General features: G+C 31.6%; 14 protein-coding genes. 9 read left to right on the forward strand and 5 right to left on the reverse strand.

Annotated elements, in window-relative coordinates; all coding sequences use genetic code 11:
* Position 1: 1 nt before the first annotated feature.
* The 7 genes from J2T03_RS20265 (at position 2) to J2T03_RS20295 (ending at position 12,067) form a co-directional block, all read left to right on the forward strand.
* A complete protein-coding gene (locus tag J2T03_RS20265; RefSeq protein ID WP_307221319.1) occupies positions 2-1,681 on the forward strand; it encodes an ATP-binding protein in 1,680 nt (559 codons plus the stop codon).
* Between the two features lie 352 nt (positions 1,682-2,033).
* Positions 2,034-2,429, forward strand: a complete 396-nt coding sequence (locus tag J2T03_RS20270) for a hypothetical protein (protein WP_307221321.1) — start codon at positions 2,034-2,036, stop codon at positions 2,427-2,429.
* 28 nt (positions 2,430-2,457) lie between these two features.
* Positions 2,458-2,961, forward strand: a complete 504-nt coding sequence (locus J2T03_RS20275) for a hypothetical protein (RefSeq protein ID WP_307221322.1) — start codon at positions 2,458-2,460, stop codon at positions 2,959-2,961.
* 4 nt (positions 2,962-2,965) lie between these two features.
* The gene (locus tag J2T03_RS20280; protein ID WP_307221325.1) at positions 2,966-3,349 is read left to right on the forward strand and encodes a hypothetical protein; all 384 of its coding nucleotides are present in this window, start codon (positions 2,966-2,968) and stop codon (positions 3,347-3,349) included.
* A gap of 309 nt (positions 3,350-3,658) precedes the next feature.
* Entirely contained in the window at positions 3,659-5,200 is a 1,542-nt protein-coding gene (locus J2T03_RS20285; RefSeq protein ID WP_307221327.1) for a T9SS type A sorting domain-containing protein, read from the forward strand.
* A gap of 2 nt (positions 5,201-5,202) precedes the next feature.
* Positions 5,203-8,583, forward strand: a complete 3,381-nt coding sequence (locus J2T03_RS20290; protein WP_307221331.1) for a hypothetical protein — start codon at positions 5,203-5,205, stop codon at positions 8,581-8,583.
* Between the two features lie 7 nt (positions 8,584-8,590).
* Positions 8,591-12,067 carry a DUF6443 domain-containing protein gene (locus J2T03_RS20295; RefSeq protein WP_307221333.1) on the forward strand — a complete coding sequence of 1,159 codons (3,477 nt, stop codon included), beginning with the start codon at positions 8,591-8,593 and terminating at the stop codon, positions 12,065-12,067.
* A 769-nt stretch (positions 12,068-12,836) separates the two neighbouring features.
* On the opposite strand, the gene J2T03_RS20300 is transcribed toward J2T03_RS20295, so the two are convergent.
* The 5 genes from J2T03_RS20300 to J2T03_RS20320 form a co-directional block, all read right to left on the reverse strand.
* The gene (locus tag J2T03_RS20300) at positions 12,837-14,366 is read right to left on the reverse strand and encodes a hypothetical protein (protein WP_307221334.1); all 1,530 of its coding nucleotides are present in this window, start codon (positions 14,364-14,366) and stop codon (positions 12,837-12,839) included.
* Positions 14,367-14,383: 17 nt separating this feature from the next.
* Positions 14,384-14,746, reverse strand: coding sequence for a helix-turn-helix domain-containing protein (locus J2T03_RS20305; protein WP_307221335.1), 363 nt, complete (start codon positions 14,744-14,746; stop codon positions 14,384-14,386).
* A 203-nt stretch (positions 14,747-14,949) separates the two neighbouring features.
* The gene (locus J2T03_RS20310) at positions 14,950-16,017 is read right to left on the reverse strand and encodes a hypothetical protein (protein WP_307221336.1); all 1,068 of its coding nucleotides are present in this window, start codon (positions 16,015-16,017) and stop codon (positions 14,950-14,952) included.
* Entirely contained in the window at positions 16,014-17,240 is a 1,227-nt protein-coding gene (locus J2T03_RS20315; RefSeq protein WP_307221338.1) for a tyrosine-type recombinase/integrase, read from the reverse strand. The genes J2T03_RS20310 and J2T03_RS20315 overlap by 4 nt, the downstream gene beginning before the upstream one ends.
* Positions 17,233-17,784 carry a helix-turn-helix domain-containing protein gene (locus J2T03_RS20320; protein WP_307221340.1) on the reverse strand — a complete coding sequence of 184 codons (552 nt, stop codon included), beginning with the start codon at positions 17,782-17,784 and terminating at the stop codon, positions 17,233-17,235. Before J2T03_RS20320 ends, J2T03_RS20315 begins: the two co-directional genes overlap by 8 nt.
* A 1,316-nt stretch (positions 17,785-19,100) precedes the next feature.
* On the opposite strand from J2T03_RS20320, the gene J2T03_RS20325 reads away from it, so the two are divergent.
* Entirely contained in the window at positions 19,101-20,102 is a 1,002-nt protein-coding gene (locus tag J2T03_RS20325; protein ID WP_306846681.1) for a terpene synthase family protein, read from the forward strand.
* Positions 20,103-20,735: 633 nt separating this feature from the next.
* Positions 20,736-20,876, forward strand: a 141-nt coding sequence (locus J2T03_RS20515; protein ID WP_373426934.1) for a TetR/AcrR family transcriptional regulator, incomplete at its 3' end; no start/stop codon positions are given.

Below are 20,876 nucleotides of genomic sequence, written 5' to 3' on the forward strand. Positions count from 1 at the left end.
TATGGCACAAGAGACAGTAAAAATAAACGCAGAAGTAATTGCGGTTTATCCAGACAAAATAAAGATTGTTGTTGATAATCTTGAAGATTTTCGAGTGGCAGGAGAATCATTGCAAGTTGGTTCTTATTTAAAAGTTTCAGACAACGAAAATGCTGTATTAATGGCAATCATTGAAAATTTTTCAATAATTGTAAATGAAGCGGGAAAGAGAGATTATGCGATAGAAGCACTTCCTTTGGGAATGATAAGAGATGGTAAATTTATCAGAGGTGGGGACTCTTTGGCAATTCCCCCCAAAAAAGTTGAACCAGCTACTGAAGAAGAAATAAAAAAGATATATGACCAATACATCGACCAAAAAGAAAAGTTTACTTTTGCTTCTTTATCTTCCAATCCGAACATCCGAATATCAGTAAATGGGAATAAATTTTTCAACAAACATGTTGCAATAGTAGGCTCAACAGGCTCGGGAAAATCTCATACATTATCTACAATAATACAGAAAGCTATTGCTGAGAAAAGTGGAGATTTTTCCATAAACAATTCTCATATTATAGTATTTGATATTCACTCTGAATATAAACCTGCATTTCCCACAGCAAATTTTATTGATATTAAAAACTTAGTATTGCCTTACTGGCTTTTAAACAGTGAAGAACTTGAAGAATTTTTCTTAGATACAGAAGCAAACGACCACAATCAAAAATTCATTTTTAAAGAAGCCATCGTTAATGATAGAAAAAAACATTTTATTGGGTCTGAAGTGAATAAGAATAAAATTCATTATGACTCGCCTTTGTATTTTGATATTGATTACGTTTTGGAATATGCTAACTTTAAAAATACTGAATTAGTTGATTCTGGTGAGGTCTACGCAGCAAGTAATAAAGAAAAAGCAGGACAACCCAAACTCACAAATGGTAGTCTCAATGGTAAACTTACTAATTTTGTAAATAGATTAGAAAATAAGATAAACGATAACAGGCTTGACTTTTTACTCGGACAAAAATCAAAAGATATAACTTTTGAAGAAACATTAAATCAGTTAGTAGGTTATCAAACAGAAAAGCAATCTAATGTTACTGTTATTGACTTAAGTGGCGTTCCGTTTGAGGTTTTGAGTATTACAGTTTCTCTAATTTCAAGAATGATATTTGAATATGGCTATTTCTACAAAAGACTAAGAAGTTTAAAAGACCCAAGTGAGAAAATAAATAATGATATTCCTATTTTACTTGTTTATGAAGAAGCTCATAAATATGTTCCTAACAGTGATTTGGTAAAGTATCGTTCATCTAAAAAATCGATAGAAAGAATTGCAAAAGAAGGCAGAAAATATGGTGTTACTTTACTTCTTGCAAGTCAAAGACCATCTGAAATTTCTGAAACAATATTTTCCCAATGTAATAACTTTATTGCTATGCGCTTAACAAATCCTATTGACCAAGGATATGTAAAAAAACTTCTTCCTGACACATTGGGAACTTTAATTGACAAAATGCCATCATTAAAGCAAGGTGAAGCTTTACTTGTTGGAGAATCTATTATTTTACCTTCTATTGTTCAAATTGATAGATGTACAAACGAACCATCATCTAATGATATACCATATTGGGAATTATGGAAAGAAGAATGGAAAAATATGAATATTGAGGAAATCAAAAATGAGTGGTATAGCTAAAAATACAATAATAAAAATTGAAAATCATTCAAAGGATAAGGATTTTTTTAGCATTTTTGCAAAATATAAATATTTAAAACGGTTTAATTATTGATATAGAAAAATTTATCTAAAAAGCTATTGAGCTATTTTTAGAAGACATTAACGATAAATAAGTGTTGACTTATTTGCTTTGGCAGAATAAAATTTGGCGATTTTAAAAATACAAACAAAGGCAAATAGTGGATACCCACCCTTATGGTGTGGGGATTCTACTTTTGTTTGTAGGGTTACGCCAAATACCTTTTCTGACGAAGTGTGAATTCCTCACACTTTTTTATTGCTCAAAATCAAGCATAAAAATTTAATAGAAATGGGTATTTTATTTTCCACAGACACCGTAAGAAGCCTTAACAAAAGGCAAAAATTGGCAATGCTAACAAGCGTAAAAGCAATTTCCGACAATGCGACAGACTTCACAAAAAAAATCAATCAACAGAAAATCCTTACTAAGTATCTTGCGATATTTGAGTTGACCGATGTTGCAATGTCAAATTACGAGCAACATTTACTAAGAATTGATTTAAGAAGTCTAAATCCGAATCAACGAGACTATTTTATTATAATGGGTCATGAGTTGCTTGGTGCAATTCAAGACAGACGATTGGAGGATTACAATATTTTGTTTGAAGTGTTTCAAAGCTACGCTAATATCAGTAGTTCAGAATTTTCAGGCACAATTAAACGCTTACGAGGAAATAGCTATTAATATGAGCCGATTATTTACATTCTTTTTTTTGGCATTCTTCGTAATATCATGTTCAAGCAATAACAGGGGTGAACTGGAAATCAATTGGGGAATTGTTGGTTTACTCTCGTTTATTGCACTCGGGTATTTTTTGAGCAAAAAGGAAAGAAAAGCCGAAGATGAAACACGAAATCTTAACGAGCAAGTCAGAAATCAAAGGGGAAATCCATTGACACAAAAACTTGTTTTCAATTATAGTAAAATTAAATTTACCAATGAAATAACTTTTAAACCTATTCAAATAGCAACAGCAGAGGTTTACAAAGACAGATTTGAAATTACAATTTACCCCTACTCCGCATATTCGGGAACTTACGTTATTGTCAAATCTCACAAGCAGGGCAACGGAATCCTAAACACTGTTGTCAAAGTTGACGGCGGGAATTTTTCTCAATACAATTCCCAAAAGCCTTGTTTCGTTCACATATCCGAACGAGCAAACATTCTTAAAATATATGATGAAAATCAAATTGGAATAATCTTAAAATTTTAAATACATGAAAAAATTAATTTTTACTTTAATGTTCGCATTACCAACATTTTATTTTGCACAAGAAGAAAAACCGAAAGAATCACAAACCGCTAAAGAGTGTGATTTACCAAAGGACTTTAAAGAGCCAATCAAAAACAATCGTCTGAAAAAGTTCGTAGCCATAGACAATGGAGTTAGCGAAAAAGAGGTAATCATTATCCGAGCGCAAAACGGTTTTGGAAGTGGGATTTATACGGTTTGTGCAAAAGGGCAACCTGTTCAGTATCAAAAAATGGGAACTGTGTTTATGCGCGAAGGAAAAAATCCTTTAATAACGCAAAATGATATTGCAATTTCAGAGAGGTTGTATACCCCCATTCACTTACAAACAGTACAGCACTTGGGATAGTATAGAGATTTATCTAACACTATTATCAATTGCCATTTTGTACGTTGGCTGTATCTATTACTTTCTGTATGCTTTAAAGCTTATTACAAAAAAGTTGAAAAAATGCTTTAACAACGAAAATAATTGACAACTCAAAACCTGTTTATAACACGACAGGTTTTTATGTTTTGAAAAGTTAGATATAAATTACTAAAATTCACATATTAACAAGATATTAATAAGTAATAAAGCTCATGTTAAATCTCATTAATGTAATTTTAATCATCGTTAAAAATTGTTAAACTTGCAAAGTTGAAAAATAAAAAACAAATGAGAAAACTCTATATGTGTGCATTGATTATTTGTGCAATCATAGACATATCGGCTCAGGAAGTAGTTTGGCAAAAGGATATTAAATCCAGTACCCAGGATTTACTAAGTCAAGTAACCACAACTATTGATCAGCAATATCTGGTTACAGGAAGCTCAATTCAGAGCAACAAATTACAGCAAAGTAATAAAAAGAACAATGGATACGATTTCCATTTAGTGAAACTGAACCAGCAAGGTCAGGAAGTATGGGAAAAATTCTTTGCAGGAAATAATCATGACTATCTATCAGCTTCAGTATCTACTCAAGACGGAGGCTTTTTATTAACAGGTACTTCATATTCGGCGAAAGGATTGGATAAAAAAGAAGAATCCAAAGGCGGATCTGACATATGGGTTATCAGAATTAACGAATTTGGGGACGAACTTTGGCAGAAAACATTAGGATCAATATCCGATGAAGAAGCAAAATCTGTAATTCAAAGTACAGATTTGGGATTCTTTGTAGCTGGAAATGTTCAGAATTCAGCGAAAGGTTACGGTTCAAAGGATGTTTTAATTGTAAAACTGGATAAGAACGGAAAAGAATTGTCACAATCTATACTTGGTGGAAAAGGATTGGATGAAGTTGAAAAAATAATCCCTACTCGTGACGGAGGTGTCTTGTTAGGGATTTATTCCAGAAGCAACTTAGGTGGTTCAAAGAAAACGGAAAACTTTGGAGAAGGAGACTTTTGGATCATCAAACTGAACAAGGACGGAAAGATCGAATGGGAAAAGGATTTTGGAGGTAAACAAGATGATCATTTGAGAATACTTGCACTAACATCAGAAGGATATATCATTGGTGGGGAATCCAGATCAGAAAGGTCAGGTAATAAAACTGTCGGAATTGAAGAAGGAACCGATCTGTGGCTTATCTCACTTAATGAAAAAGATGAAGAGTTATGGCAGAAGTCTTACAATTTCGGGAATAGGGATATTCTGATGGGAGCAAGTGTGCTTCATTCAGCAGACGATAAAACCTCAAAAGGAATTTTACTTGGAGGTCATACTCAGGCTGAAGGAAAAATACAACCAGATGATGAAACCTTCTGGATGATTTATTTGGATACTAACGGAAATGAGCAATGGAAAAAGCATGTAAAAGGTGAATCCAGAAAAAGAGAAGAAAGGCTGTCTGATATTAAACTGAATAGAGACGGTTCAATTATTCTGGCAGGAACAAGCGCAGAAGAACTTGGAAAAGAAAACTGGAAGATCGTAAAGCTTGGAGACAAACAACTTGACCAGCTAATCGAGAAACAGGACATCAAGATTTATCCGAATCCCGTTTCAGATTATGCTTATGTTGAAATAGGTTTTGAATTTAAAGAAGCTGATATTATTCTGTATGATGTGGGTGGAAGACAGCTTCAGAATCTGAAGACGAAGAATAAAATTACTAAGATCAATACCCAAAATTTAATTCAGGGAGCTTATCTGGTCACGATAAAAACAGATACAAATAAAATAGCAAACGCAAAATTGATAAAAAAATAATTATGAAGACATATTTTTCTTTCTTGCTTATAGTGACTTTAACATCTTCACTATTTGGACAAGAAAATGAAGTAAAGAAAATATCAGATACTCTCCAGCAAAAAAATATAATAGCTAAGAATTCCCAGGACAATTCCACCAATAAAGATGATTATGGGACAAAAGCATTTAATGTGACAACTCCTGAAGTGTCACAATTAATTAAATCGGAAATAATCCCTATAAACTACGTGACGGGGAAAGCCGAATACACAATTCCTCTTTATGAAGTCAAAGAGGGAGATATTAGTATTCCTATACAGCTTAAATATTCTTCAAACGGAGTAAAGGTGGCTCAAGAAAGCACCAATGTTGGGCTTGATTGGGTACTTGTTGCAGGAGGAAATGTTACAAAATTTGTAAATGATATTGATGACCAAAAATATAGGGTCAATCAAAATGAAAGCATCTATACACATCAAGAGTGGAGCGATGTCTATGGTTGGTATAATGTTCATGAAATTTCTGATGATTGGGGACAATACATCAGTAAAAGAGGTAGACTTGTAAATGACAGCAGTATAGAATATGTAAGTGATACAAGAATAACTCCAAACAGTTCTAATTATGAACAGATTTTAGATTTAGCCCCAGACTCTTTTATAGCAATCGCACCTAACCTTACTTCAAAATTTTTTCTTCAAAAAAAGACAAGCCTGGAAAATAATTGGGATAGCAGATATCAGACTTTTAGCTATAAAGGGCATGAAATACAAGGATATGCAAATCAGATCTACGTCAATAAATATGATAAATTTGATATAACTGGTACGTCAAACAATGGATGGATGGGCTGGAATACAGTATTCCCACCTGAATGCAGCTCTAAAATTGGGAATTTGGATAGTTATGTGCAAAACAATTTTTCGCTTTTGAACAATAAAGCAAAAGATTACGATCAATTTGAGATTATTAATGCTTCTGGAAATATTTACTCTTTTAAAACAAATGATGTAAATATTCAATCTTCGACAGAATCTCCTTTTTTCTTTACTGATTACTCACCTAAAAGCGATCAAAGCGGTAGAGCGGTTTGTAAACATATATTAAATAATAATTATAATATTAGTATTAACACTTGGCATCTTGACTCTGTATTGGATATTACTTCAAATAAAAAAGTAACTTTTAAATACAAAGAATTTAAGGAAAGTCGAAATAAATTAATTGATTATGATAAGGGCTATGTAGTAGACAAATATTTTTCTGTTAATGGTTACATTCGCTATCCATCTGTCCCTTATCAAAATTATGAAAATAAAAAATATAGTCAAAATAGTATTTACCATTATGTAGAAGAAATTAATTGGAGCGAAGGGAAAGTTAAATTTTTCTATGATATTTCAAGAACTGATGCATTTGATGACAATAATAAGCTAATTCCAAAACGAGCTCTTTCTCAGGTTATTATCTACGACATTAGTGGAAATGTTATAAAAAAGATAAAATTAAGCTACTCTTATTTTACAAATTCCCAAGGTAATACTGATTTGGATTTAAGGCTAAAATTAAATACTGTTGGGGTTTATGACAAAAATGATGTTAAATCATACAATTATATTTTAGAATATAATGAAAGTCCTATGCCTTCAAAAGGAACCTCCGTAGCAACAAAAAACTATAGAGATATTTTTGGTTATTTTAAAGCGTTTTCTCCAGGTAGCTTTCCTAAATCTTTTTATAAACTTAATCAGCGTTTTTCATTTGTTAATCTACCACTAAATAATTTTACCTTTTTATATGGAGATATTGACATGTCTCCTGATAGTAATGTTTCCATTGGGATGTTGAAAAAAGTAATTACACCAACAGGTGGATCTCATCAGTTTTTTTATGAACCTAATAAGTTTATATTTAATAACCAAGAGATTATAGGTGGAGGAGCTAGATTGATGGAACAAAGAATTAGCAATGGAAACACCGAGAGAAAGATAACATATAAATATTCAAATCAAAATGGAGAATCATCAGGACGTATATCAAATCTTCCCTCTAATATAAGTTATAAGACTGGTGATGTTGTTGATGACAATAGTAATCATAGTTCATCTTTATTTCCAGCAATATATTTATCACAGCAGAATTCATCTGAGCTGGATAATGGAAGTTATGTATTATACGAAAAGGTTACGGAAGAGGAAGCAGGAAATGGAAAACAGGTATTTTCTTTTACAGGATATAGTGACTATCCTAATACCTATCCTAATATTGAAGATCACTCTGGCGGTATGTATTCCAGTCCATTTATACCACTATTTAATTACTACAATGACAGAAGCCATTTAAGAAGTCAATTGCTGAAAAAAGAAGTCTATTCTGAAGGGAGGACTTTTCCTTCTCGAATGGAAACTTATCAATACAAGCTTGCTACAGATAATAGCTCCAACTTTAATGTTTTATTTTTAAGCTCTTATCTTATGAAACCATCATGGGATTTGATTATCAATAATGCCCCTGAAAATTTGTTATTGTATAAGAAGTTAGTTAGAAAAAACTATTTAAGTGCAACTAATTTCACTCAGGAAGAAGAATTAAATAAAGACTATTACGGAGCTATACCATTTTATCAAAATAATAGTGAAGAACCAGCTGGTTACACCTATACAGATGTAAAATTTTTCCCTAAAAGCAAAAAAATAACTAATTCAGATGGTTCTATTTTAGAGACGTTTAATGATTATGCTCTGGATAAAAACAATATATACTTAACAAGTTTGAATATTATTGGAATTCCTTTGGACACAAAAGTGATAAAGAAAAAAGATAATAGTGATACAGGAAAAACAATTTCTCATATTAATACAATTTATCCATCAAGCAATTTGGAAGCTATTAATAAAACATCTGGGTTACCATTACCATCTTCTATACAATCAACGGATTTACAATCAGTAACAAAAGAAGAAATTAATTATAATAAATATGATGAAAAGGGAAATTTGCAACAATACACAACAAAAAATGGAACTCCTGTAGCAATCATTTGGGGGTACAGAAAAACTCTCCCAATTGCTAAAATAGAAGGTAAAGATGCAGCTCTATTTCTTGGAATTTTTGACAGTGATATTACTATATTAAGTAATTCTTCTGATAGCGATATTAATCTAGCGACGGAGGACGAATTTAGACTAAAACTAGATGCTTTCCAAAAAAGGCAGTTTAATTTGGATGTATCCATAACTACCTATACGCATAATCCGCTGGTAGGTGTCACAAGTATCACTCCGCCATCAGGTATCCGAGAAGTATATATATATGATACAACGAACAGACTGAAAGAGATCAGGGAGAATAATACAACAGGTAAATTACTGAAGGAATTCAAGTACAACTACAAAAACTAACAATAGCATGAAAAAAATAATCATCCCAATAGGCATGCTGCTCATCACTCATTCAGCACAAGCCCAGCTTACCCAAGGAGAAAATTATATCCAATCTAAAACATATTTGGATTATAATGGGACAATAGCTACTAAGGCTTCAGAAACCGTTCAGTATTTCGATGAATTAGGAAGACCTAAGCAAGTTATAAATGTAAAAGCTTCCCCACAAGGAAAAGACGTTGTTACTCACATAGAATATGATCAATTCGGAAGACAGGTAAAAGACTATTTACCTGTTCCACAATCTCAAACTTTAAATGGTGCGATTGTTCCTACACCATTAGCTAACGCTACTAATACTCCTTATGGTTCAGAAAAAATCTATGCAGAAAAAATACTGGAAAACTCTCCGTTAGAAATAGTCCAACAACAGATTCAGGTGGGAAATGACTGGAGCACTAAACCTGTAAAATTTGATTATAATACTAATACAGTAGCGGATAGAGTTAAAAAGTTTACAACTAAAACGATTTGGGAAAACGGAGCTACTAAGTCCATTTTGGAAGAAAACTGGTTGTATACAGATGGACAGCTTTATAAAAATTCAGTAAAAAACGAAGATAATGATGAGATTATTGAATTTAAAAACGGGCAGGGACAGCTTATTCTAGCAAGAAAAGTAATCGCTGCCGATGAGTATGCTGATACGTATTATGTTTACAATGAATTTGATCAGTTGGCTTATGTAATTCCACCACTGGCTAGCATCCGTGGTGATATTGTGACTAATCTGTTAAAACATGATGAATTTTGTTATCAGTACCGTTATGATAGCAGAGGACGTTTGGTTGAGAAAAAACTTCCTGGAAAAGGCTGGGAATATATGGTGTATGACAAAGCTGACAGGCTGATTCTTACTCAGGATGCGGTTATGAAGCCTACGGGGAAATGGCTCATAACCAAGTATGATCAATTTGGGAGAGTAATCTATACAGGAATTGTCGCAGGAGGCGAAAGACCCGTTATGCAAAACCTTATTAAAGATCTCGTCATTACTGAATCCCGAAATACAACTGGATTTACAAAAAATGGAATGACTATTTATTATACCAATGATTATTTTCCAGCTGATACACAGTCAATTCTAGGTATTAATTATTACGACACCTATCCCTCAGGATCTTCAGCAGTCACTAATGTATTTGCACAAGAACTTTTAACTGATAATCCAGCGAATTCACGAACTACCAAAGGAATGCTTACCGCTTCCTACGTCAAAAACATAGAAGATGACAAGTGGACTAAGAACTTTATGTGGTATGATACCAAAGGAAGAAACATAGGTTCAAGAAGCAATAACCATCTGGGAGGCTATACTGTGGTTAACAGTAAGCTTGATTTTGCAGGAGTTGTACTTCAGACCAATACCTATCACAGAAGACTTATCACCGATCCTGAAAAGGGCATTGTGGAAAAATTCACTTATGATTCCCAGAACAGGCTTCTGACCCATACCCATCAGATAGGTAGCAACCCTGTCGAATATTTGGCTCAAAATAAGTACAACGAACTTTCCCAACTGGAATCTAAAAAAGTGGGAGGAACAACTATAGCATCACCGCTTCAAACCATAGATTATCAATATAATATTCGTGGATGGATGACCAATATCAATAATCCACAGAGCTTAGGTAATGATTTGTTTGGATATAAGTTGAAATATCAGATTCCTGAAAGTCTTTCTTCAACAGCAAAGTTTAATGGAAATATATCTGAAACAGATTGGAAAACTGCAAATGATGGTATTCTCAGACGGTACAGTTATCAATATGATAAATTAAATAGATTAGTGGCTGCAAAATATCAGAAACCTAATTCAGATGTCATAGAAACAAATGCTTACAATGAAAGTGCAACATATGATCTTAACGGAAATATTCAAACGCTTCTAAGGTTTGGAGGATCTGACAGTAATTTAGCTACAAAAATTGATGATGTAAAATACACTTATGAAGGTAATCAGCTTGCTGATATTTGGGATTCCAGCGGTAATTATTTAGGACTTGATGGTGGGGATGTAATGTATTATGATGCAAATGGCAACATGATCTCAGATGATGCACATTTCATAAATGAAATCAACTACAATCACTTAAATTTACCTAATAAAATAGTGAAAAAGTATGAATATTATGAGTATCTTTATTCAGCTGATGGAACAAAATTAAGTTCATTTCATAATATGACTGAGATTAACAAAATTATATATATAGAATACCTTAATGGATGGCAGTATCAAGACGGAATTATACAATTTGTGCCAACAAGTGAAGGTTATTACAGTTTTATTGAAAATAAGTATGTATATAATTATACCGATCATTTGGGAAATGTTAGATTAAGTTATATCCAAAATGGGACTGAGCCAAAGATTTTGGAAGAAAATAATTATTATCCATTTGGTTTAAAACATACTGGTTACAACTCACCACCAAACACATCATCATATAACTATAAATATAATGGAAAAGAACTATTGGCAATGGGGTTTTATGATTATGGCGCAAGAATGTATATGCCAGATATAGCGAGATGGAGTGTTGTGGATCCTTTAGCTGAAAAGATGACAAGACATAGCCCCTACAATTATGCTTTTAATAATCCAATTAGATTTATTGATCCTGATGGTAGAGAAAATCAAGATTGGGGAAGAAAAGGAACGCAATGGGAATGGAGAGAAGATGTAACAAAAGATAATTATAAAGTGCTTGGTTATGAAGAATATTCTGACGGGTATACAAATAATGAATATACAAGTGCTAGTGGTTCGAAAGTTACTTTAGGACCTGGTGGACCTTCAGATTGGGTTGAAAGTAAAGTTTATAACCCAGGAAAAAATCATTCGTATGGTATGTACTATGGTCAATGGTTTTCCCAGCTTAATGGAAATGTATCATCATTTACATCTTCATCATTTGACTTCACAGCAGTTGATTATAATGCAGGTTTGAAAAATTTGAATTTTGAAGGCTTAGATACTAATCTTAATATAAAACTAATGAATGTAAAAGGTGGACTTTCTACCCCCTATTTAATTGGTAGTAATTCAAATCTTCAGGGTTATTTAGAGGGGACTGTCGCAGAGGCAAAATTGAGTTTCACAACTAGTACTTTATCTACATATATTGCAGCAAGAGGTCTAACTGGATTTTTTGGAGCCAACTTTCAGTCTAACAAATATGGAGGATCAGTTGACGTTGGTGCATTTGCAGCATTAGCTGAAGTTGAAGGAAATTGGACAACTACTTCTCCTGGGGGTAGATGGGGACTGAACGTAACAGGTACTATTCCAATTGGAGCATCAGGAGCAAAAGGAGGTGGCTCTTATTTTTACAATCCCAAAAATGATAGTTTTTCTGTAGGTGTTTCGGGAACTGCAGCAGATGGCTTAGGTCTGGGTGCAGATGTAAAGATTAATTTTCCAAATCCATTTACTTATTAATTTTTCAATATTATGAATACAATCTTACAAATAATACTTCTCATAATCTTATTCTCAAATGCAGTGTTTTTAATGTTGGAGAAAAATATCTTGGCTTTTAAAATATTTAAATTAAGTTGGATTATTGCATTAATAGATATTTTAATAATCTTATTCTTTTTTGAACTAAGGCACTCTATTATTCTTTACATCATATTTATATCAATTATTGTAATATTTTCTCTAGGACTAAAGGGGTTGGTAAATAATTATAACTCTAATACATTAGAAAATAATGATAGTAGAAAACGATTTGCAAATTTTTTCGTTTATTTTCTACTCTTCTTCTCCATTATGCTTACAATTGGTGTTATGAAGAACCTTTTATTTGATTCTCCTTTAGAATAAGCTACAATACAAATTATTAAATTTTAAATATGTCTGGAATTAGCAAGGAGTTGTAAGAACAAGAAATAAACTCACAATTATAGGATGCTCATTCTTAATAGATAAAATAAATAAAAATCACTGCAATTGCGGTGATTTTTATTTGTAATCATTTTCGATAACAAAGTTTTGGCAGTTAATTAAAGTTACTTTAAATGAATTCATCTTATTTCCAAACCATTTTTTTCAAATTTGGAGTACGGCAATCTCTATAATAAATATAATATATCACTTCATAAACTTTCAGAGGTATTGCAATTAGTAGAGGATGGAGCAAAACAGAAAACTGGTTCAAAACAAATCTGTTTTTATTGTATTGCTTTAAACACACTAAAAAAACTTCTTAAAGGCTGTTATAAGCGTACCATTCTGGTTGTAATTCCACTTTCTTTTTATAATCAGTTTGCCGTTCATACTTTTTCCATTTCTCTTCTTCTATTTTAGGTACTAAGCCCGTATATTCAAAGATGTATTTAGGTATTAAATCTGCCAAAATATGAGCATATTTTTCCGTAGTAGATAATGAGTCATGAATCGAAAATAACGGCATTTCTGGGTACTCTTCTACGATTTTCTTTGATACAAAATCAATTATACATTCTGATTCAATATTCTGCAATAGTTTAGAAAAATCAGCATTATTTTTCATCTTGAAAACCTCAATCAATCCAATTAAATTCGGAAAAGCTTTTTTAAAAGTTTTGTAATCTGAGTTTCTTGTATTTATACCACTAAAAAATAAAGTGAAAATGACTCCTTTCATTAAAGCTCTAACATTATCCATTTTTTTCTTTTCTGTTACCTTTTTCCTAGTGACATACTTATTTGCAAAATAAGAGCCTAAATGCTTCTTAGGATTCATTATACTCTCCATATTTTCATAAATTTCACCGTTAAGAACCCATGTTTTAAAAATTTCATACTCTTTCTGGAAACCCTCTGTAGAAAGGACTTCACGGAGTTTCTGCAACATAAAGGAATTATAAATCCTTTTAGTATATATTCTATCTATTATATTATCTATTCTACTATTATTATTTATAATAGAATCTAATAAAAATATCAAGAAAAACGGTTGCGAATTTTTTAGATCATATCCCATGAGTTCCTGCCTTTCATATGTTACAAAAGGTTTAAATATTTTCTTCAGGTTTGTTAAAACTGTATGTAAACGAAAATCACTTTCCTCATTTCGGGTAGCATAAAAAGCTTTGTAATGTAAAGCTGATATTTGATGCATCCAATGAACTTTTTTATGTGATAAATCAAAAATCTCACCTTCATAATATGATAAATCTTCTATATAGGTAACAGCCCTTTCAAAATCTATCTCTAAATCATCATTAAACCACTTCAAAAGATGTTTATTCTCCTCATATACTTCAGATTCCTGAATAGATCTAACCACTGTTATTGTGCTAGATTCTAAGGCTTTTAATTCAACTATTTCAGAGACTGAATCTTCTTTTAAGGATGGCAAAATAAAATCAGCAAAGCAATATTTATTTGAAGAATGTCCAGGCTCGTAATTTTCAGCCTTGAAAATAACTTCTTGCTCAATAAGCCAACTTATATACTCATTATAATCTGATTTTATACCTCTTAAAATCGTTGCATTAAGTGCAACGGGAATATTTTCAAGCGCTTTATTTTCATAGGTATTTTGGCGCTTTATTATCGTTGTAATGATATAATAGAAAAATTCAACTTTTAGCTTGTAGGTAAAAGTCGGGCGGTAAACCTTAACGAGCGTATCTATATAATTTTTAATTACGGAAGGAATTAATGCTAGATTAGCGATTGTAATCCTTTGTTTTTCTTTTCTAGTTAGCTTTCTTGCTGTTTTATTTTTAGATAATAGTTTTTTTGACATGATCTTAGTTTTTAAAATTATACGAATTGTTGGGTCTCAAAATTTTCATTTACCTCAGCCTTCATCATTGAAAGAGTCTTGTATTGCTGTCCAGACATAATCTCTTTCATTAAATCCCTTCTCAAAACAAGAAATTTATTTGCAAATTCAGGTTTATATGCAGGAATCAATCCTGAATTAATTTTCTCTCTTACCACCCTTTCATTCATTCCAAGAAGTTCAGCAACCTCTTTTGTTGTTAAAACCTCCTTTGTATTCGCAATACGACTGACAATATCTAATCTTGTTACATAAACAGAAAATAGTTTGGTTACTATTTTTTGTACCAATTTTTCGATTATAGAACCGAAATTTTCGTTATAGCTGGATTTTGCTGTCATGATTTGATTTACCATGAAGCGGTTGCATCAAGAATCTAGCGAGTGTGCCAAAAACGAAAAAACTCCTACCTTACAGTAAGAGTTTTAAACATTTGATTTTTAATAATTTATACATTAAAATAAAATATCATATTATAAATCAGTCCAAATTTTATCGAAAAAAATGAAAAAAAATGAAAAAATTTTCAAAGGTGGAGTGAAGATTATGCGATAATTTTTTTCAGTAAGTCAAATCCACTTTCAAGGTCTGCTAAAATTTTAAAATTGGTTGACTTCTTTTTGCTTTTAAGTTCTTCTCTTGAAATTTCAGAATCATTTTTAAGAATAAAATAATCAGCCAAAATTTTCCAATGTTCACCTTCTGCATCTTGAATAATTTTATCATCTTCCATTATTTTATAAAATGTAGCCAAAGATGTAATGTCTTTCAGCCAAATGATTTTTGGTAATTCTCTTCTTTTGTTGTCGAAGAGGTCATAAACCTGTTCAAAAGTGGTTATCTCAGAAATAAATCCTTTATCTATCAAATTTTGTTTAATGGATTCAACAATTTTTGTTCTTGCCTCCATATCTTTTAAATTCCGATAGGTTTTTCTCGGTGCAAATCTAAAGGATTGAACCTCTTTTTTTGAAGGGTATACCAGTTTTTTTAAACCTTCAAAATTTTCTGTTGTAAGATAATCTACAAAATTTGAATAAAAGTCCCTAAAAATCTCCAAATAAACCTCCTTAACAGCCATTCCATATTTTGCAAAGACATTTTTCTCTTTCCTAATTGCATCATCTAAATCATAATAATCATTGAAAAGTATTTCAGTGAGCTTATTTATGTATAAATATTTATTTTTAGATACAATATATTCATGTCGGAGTAGTCTCTGAGATTTAATTTTTTCCTCTATTAAAGCATTATACAGTGGTTCAAAGAAAGAAACCATCTTTAATCCTCCATTTTTATCTTCAATGCGCATTTTACCCTCAACTTTATATTCAAATTCATACTCTTTAACATTAATAAAATAGTGATAGGCAATAAGATAAAAATAATCTCCTCTCATAAAGATGTTTTTAAACATATCAAATCTCTCTATTTTTTCTTCATCAATTTTTAATGTTCTTGTTGGCAATCTATCTCTATCCAAAAAGAAATATCTAAGTCTGAAAAATGGATACATGCCGAAATCAGTTGCATCTGTATGACCTTCTTCATAATTTTGAAATAATGATGAAAATATAAAATCATCATCTTGAATTGGTAAAAAGTCTATCATAGTCCTAAAATAATATTATTAATAGTACTTATTTTTCGTTTATCAACAATTTTTGCGTAAATCTCCGTAGTACTAACGTTTTTATGTCCCAACATTTTTGAAATTAGATAAATATCTGCTCCTGCTTCTAATTGTGCTACAGCATAGGAAGTTCTGAAATTATGAAATGTTACTTTCTTCTCAATTTCTGCTTTTAAAAGCCATTTTCTTAAATTGTCATTTAGTGAATGATAAGCAATTCTTTCGAAAACAAAGTCAGTTCTGTTTTTTTTATCTCCCATAAGATTTATCGCTTCTGGTGAGATAGGATGATATTGGAATGCTGAGGTTTTCTTCATTCTGAAATCTATAAAATCTGTATCATGTCTTTTAACAACATCACCCCATTTTAGATTTGATATATCAGAGTATCTCAAACCTGTTAAAACAGCAAAAACACAATATTTTTTTAAAACTTCATCGGGAAATTTAGTTGCAAATAGAATTTTACACTCGTCAATTGTTAGAAAATTCTTCATTACCTCTTCCTCTTCAATCCACTCGATTCTTCCTTTGAAGTTTTCAGAAAGATAATTTTCTTCATAAGCCATTTCCAAAACTTGAATAAATCTGATAAAATAGCTTGCCGCCGAATTTCTTTTCAATTTGTATTTTTCACTTCTTAATTGGAAAGAATTAAGTAGCTTATTTTTAAAATCTTCAATCAATGCCTTATCAATATCACTAAAAAGCTTATTACCATAGTATTTAGAAAAATACCCATTACTAGCACTCCATGCCCCCGTAGATTTTGTTGCATTTTCCGCTTTTTCCTTAAAATATTCTGTAAATATTTTCTTTTTATTTTCAGTTAGTTTTAAGCCTTTTAACTCCGCTTCTGTATAAATATCTGGACTAATCACTTCCTTAAACCTCTTTGCTCTGTACAATTCAATCATCTCATTAGTCTGCTTATTATGATGTTTTTGAGCAGGGGTCAATGTTAACTTCTTGGGATTACCATTTTTATCCGTTAAAACTTCAATTTTTGACTGTTTTTTCCCATTTACATCTGTATAGTACACAGTCTCACTTTGAAATTCATTATAAATAAAATAGCTCGTTTTTTCATAGCGAGTCTTTTTTCCAGTTTTTCGATTGAAAACAGGAGGATAAAAATTTAGTGAAAGGTTGCTCTTATTTCCTTTTACAAGTTTTTTTAGCACTGTTACTTTTTTACTCATTATTGAAAATTGTATTTACTAAGTTTTTGGGAACATACACATTTTTACCTTTTGGAATTTTCGGAATATTATGTTTTTTGCATAAATGATAAAATGAACCTGAACTCACTTTAAATGCATCTAAAACTTCATTAATAGTATAATAATTATCATCACAGAAATATGGTAAATTATATTGTTTTTCTTCGTTATTTTCGGCTTTTTGCCTAAAGAGTGTATCTAAGTCAACCTTTCTAATTCTAACCGATTTAAAGCCTTCTAATTTGCTTAATCTGCCATCTTTTAACATTCGATAAATTGATGTTCTACTAATATTGAGTAAAAGCATAACTTCTTTGATTGATAAGTAGTCTTTCTTTTGGATTTCTTCAATATCATAACCCTTAATCTGTACATCTAACTCCTTATCACTTGCTTGAATTTTTTCATCACGCTTTCTCTTTTTGTAGAATTTCTTAGCACAGTCATCGGAACAGCATTTTGTTGTAGTTTTTTTAGCTACAAATCTATTTCCGCAGAATTGACAAATTTTATTGACTTCCATAACGTCTAAATTCTCCCCAAAAATGTTTCATATTGTTTCCCCATGTTTCCCATTGTTTCAAAATGTAACATTTCTCAACGATGAAATTACAAAATTTATTCCAAATTAAATTCATAGAAACGAAATAGAAACAAATAGAATGTATATATTCTGCAATATTAAATTTTGAGACATAATAGAATACAAATAAAAAACCCCTTAAAATACACATTTAAAGGGTTTTTCGTATTATTGTAATTACAATCTATATACAATCTAAAACATAGCCTACTTTCCGATACAAAAAATTGACATGCCCTATTAAAAGGATATTATTTCTTTTGGGGGACAGGACGTTACCAATCTCTCACAAACTAATAATTAACAAAACTAAGGTACAATTATTTAAAAAAAAAACCAATTCTAACGGATTCGCAAATAATTCACTTTTTCAACTGTTCCTAAAATTTCTACATCATATTTCGGGGGACAAAAGTCTCCAAAATGACAAGATATTTGTTAAAATGTATTGAACATTTCCCCTAGGAAAATCGTGTGTTATTTTTTTTTAATATCTTCAAAGATATAAGTATTGTTGGCATTGAAAATGGCACAGCTTCTACCGCACTTTACAGAAGGATGCAATTTATTCAATAAACAGGAGGTGAAAAATGGTGATAAAATCTGATAAAAATAGAAATTTCAAACTTACGCTAAAATAAAAGATGTCATTCCTTTTAATCTCCCATAAATACAGTGATATTGCAATACTTATATACTAAATAACAATTTTTCATGAGATTAATTAGGGGGTGTTAAATAAATTTTTAACTTAGTAGTACAAAACTAATATAAAACTTCAATCTTCAAGTTATTACTTATTACAATTTATGGAAATTTTGTTCTTTTCAGGAAACGGAAAGTGATACCGCTTTAATTCCAAAAACCATCATCATGCATAATAGAAATAACTGTTATTCTATTGAAGAGGCAGCTGACAAAATCAATCACAATTTTGCAAAGGTGATCTAGAACGAACAGGAAATTCCTCTCGAAGAGGATTTACGACTTCATAATGAAGACCTTAAGGAGTTTATACAATTGCAAGCCTCTCTTCCTGATTTTGGTATTTGGCAGGAAGGTATGGTTAATTGGATATATTATATGAGTATGGTGCTAAGTTGTTGGAAAAATAGTTCCACCAAATTTGATCGTTATAATAGTACCGAATTTCCCAACGTTTCAGCATTAAAAGAAATGTTGGGGCAGAATCAACTTTGATAACCAAGGAAATACGATTATTAATAACAGAATAACTAAAAATAAAACTAATTAAAATGGAATCTGAAGTTAAACATTTCGAACAACCTTACGCGTTAATTTTTGAATATCCATGGCCAGATTTAGTAAATCCTCATTTTGATCAAATGAAGGAAGATTTAGAAAGCTGGTTGGATACTGACTTTACCTTTTTATCTGCGAAAACCCGTGAAAGCTATAAACGCATGGGCCTACACGGGGCCACGGCCAGGATGCTTGCTATAGCTCCAACTTATGAGCATGCAAGTGCCTGTAATCGTTTTATGATCTGGATTACCACTTTTGATGATTATTGCGGATTATGTACTGTTGAAGAGGTAGATGATATACATAAAAGAATAATTGGTATCCTCAAAGGTAATCAGCCACTGCCTGATGCGCATCCTCATGATAAAATAATGGCACAGATCAGGGATGAATATCTTGCAGTTACATCTCCTGCATGGCTGGAAACATTCACCTTTTTTATGGATCGTTATATAAAATATGGAATGCGTGCTGAAGCCCCTTATAAGACAGCAGGAACATTTCCTCCGCGGAATTATTTTATGATATTCCGGGAATATAGCATTGCCATGTATGCCTATGAACCCTGGGCTGAACTTGGGCTTGGATTTGTTTTGCCTGAAGAGATTTCTGCTCATCCTGTAATCCAGCGAATTCAGGCATTAACATGTAGAATAATGAGCTGGCAAAATGATGTGTATTCATTAAAAAAAGAAATTGCTAGAAAAGGAGAGGTAATTAATTTGGTACTTATTATACAGCATGAAGAAAATATCTCATTGGAGGAGGCGACACAAAAAGTAGTATCCATTCACAATGAAGATGTAGCTGAATTTGTTGCTCTGCATGAAAACCTGCCAGATTTTGGTGATTGGAACGACCGGGTATATCAATATGTACTTTATCAGGGAATGATGATTCAAGGATTGAATACCTGGTACATAAAGGATACTTTGCGTTATCATTCCAGTGATCAATATGCTGAAAAGGAATATACTCGGCTGAACAAATAGTCTTAAGGAAGTACTGAAAAGCTTAAAAATATCATAGCCACACAAGAGGTAATCAGCAATTATTCAAATTTTAATTAATCCAAACCCTAGACAGTTAGGCTATTTACCTCTCTAAGGTTTGGGTGATTTTCTATTTATTTATAATTTTTTTCATCCCTAAAAATGCAGCAAGGCTGTCGGATTGAGATTTTCATTTTTTGGGAATGTCTTTTTTAACTTCATCCTTTAAAAGCCATTTGCCCCCTTGGCATTGAGGATGGTATCCTCGATAGTGCTTTACAGCTTTTTATACCAAACTTCCCAATGGATGATAGATTGATCTGCAAACAAAGGCATGGAATCTCCATAAGCCATAAAACCTGAATTTTCCATTCTTCGGAAAAGGTAAATGTATTTTTTGCAGGCTTTCAATATATTCAGAATCGCTAAATCCTTACAGATACCATAGAAACTTTTTGAGGAACGATTTTCAATGTAATTGTCTCCTTGCGGATCAAATGCAACAACAGAATTTTATCACCAGAAAGGTTAACCATCTCTTTTAATATGAGTTGCAATAAAAAAATAAATACCTTTGATTATTCATAAATTTTTATATATTTGTTCATGAATGAATATTCAGTTCACTAAATTATGCCAGTGGAAAAAGTAGATAAAAAAACTCAAATTGTAAAGACAGCGTTACGGTTATTTTCAGAACAGGGTCTGCAACAGACATCAATGGCCCAACTTTCAAAAGAGTCTGGAGTTGCCGTGGGAACAATGTATTTACAT

The sequence above is a fragment of the Chryseobacterium lathyri genome, from assembly GCF_030812195.1.
In the GTDB taxonomy this organism is placed as follows: Bacteria; Bacteroidota; Bacteroidia; order Flavobacteriales; family Weeksellaceae; genus Chryseobacterium; species Chryseobacterium lathyri_A.

What these genes read in the sequence shown, in the direction of transcription:
- J2T03_RS20290 (WP_307221331.1), top strand. Translation starts at nt 5,203, where the DNA reads ATGAAGACATATTTTTCTTTCTTGCTTATAGTGACTTTAACATCTTCA.
- J2T03_RS20305 (WP_307221335.1), bottom strand. Translation starts at nt 14,746, where the DNA reads ATGACAGCAAAATCCAGCTATAACGAAAATTTCGGTTCTATAATCGAA.
- J2T03_RS20325 (WP_306846681.1), top strand. Translation starts at nt 19,101, where the DNA reads ATGGAATCTGAAGTTAAACATTTCGAACAACCTTACGCGTTAATTTTT.
- J2T03_RS20285 (WP_307221327.1), top strand. Translation starts at nt 3,659, where the DNA reads ATGAGAAAACTCTATATGTGTGCATTGATTATTTGTGCAATCATAGAC.
- J2T03_RS20310 (WP_307221336.1), bottom strand. Translation starts at nt 16,017, where the DNA reads ATGATAGACTTTTTACCAATTCAAGATGATGATTTTATATTTTCATCA.
- J2T03_RS20300 (WP_307221334.1), bottom strand. Translation starts at nt 14,366, where the DNA reads ATGTCAAAAAAACTATTATCTAAAAATAAAACAGCAAGAAAGCTAACT.
- J2T03_RS20270 (WP_307221321.1), top strand. Translation starts at nt 2,034, where the DNA reads ATGGGTATTTTATTTTCCACAGACACCGTAAGAAGCCTTAACAAAAGG.
- J2T03_RS20315 (WP_307221338.1), bottom strand. Translation starts at nt 17,240, where the DNA reads ATGAGTAAAAAAGTAACAGTGCTAAAAAAACTTGTAAAAGGAAATAAG.
- J2T03_RS20295 (WP_307221333.1), top strand. Translation starts at nt 8,591, where the DNA reads ATGAAAAAAATAATCATCCCAATAGGCATGCTGCTCATCACTCATTCA.
- J2T03_RS20320 (WP_307221340.1), bottom strand. Translation starts at nt 17,784, where the DNA reads ATGGAAGTCAATAAAATTTGTCAATTCTGCGGAAATAGATTTGTAGCT.
- J2T03_RS20280 (WP_307221325.1), top strand. Translation starts at nt 2,966, where the DNA reads ATGAAAAAATTAATTTTTACTTTAATGTTCGCATTACCAACATTTTAT.
- J2T03_RS20265 (WP_307221319.1), top strand. Translation starts at nt 2, where the DNA reads ATGGCACAAGAGACAGTAAAAATAAACGCAGAAGTAATTGCGGTTTAT.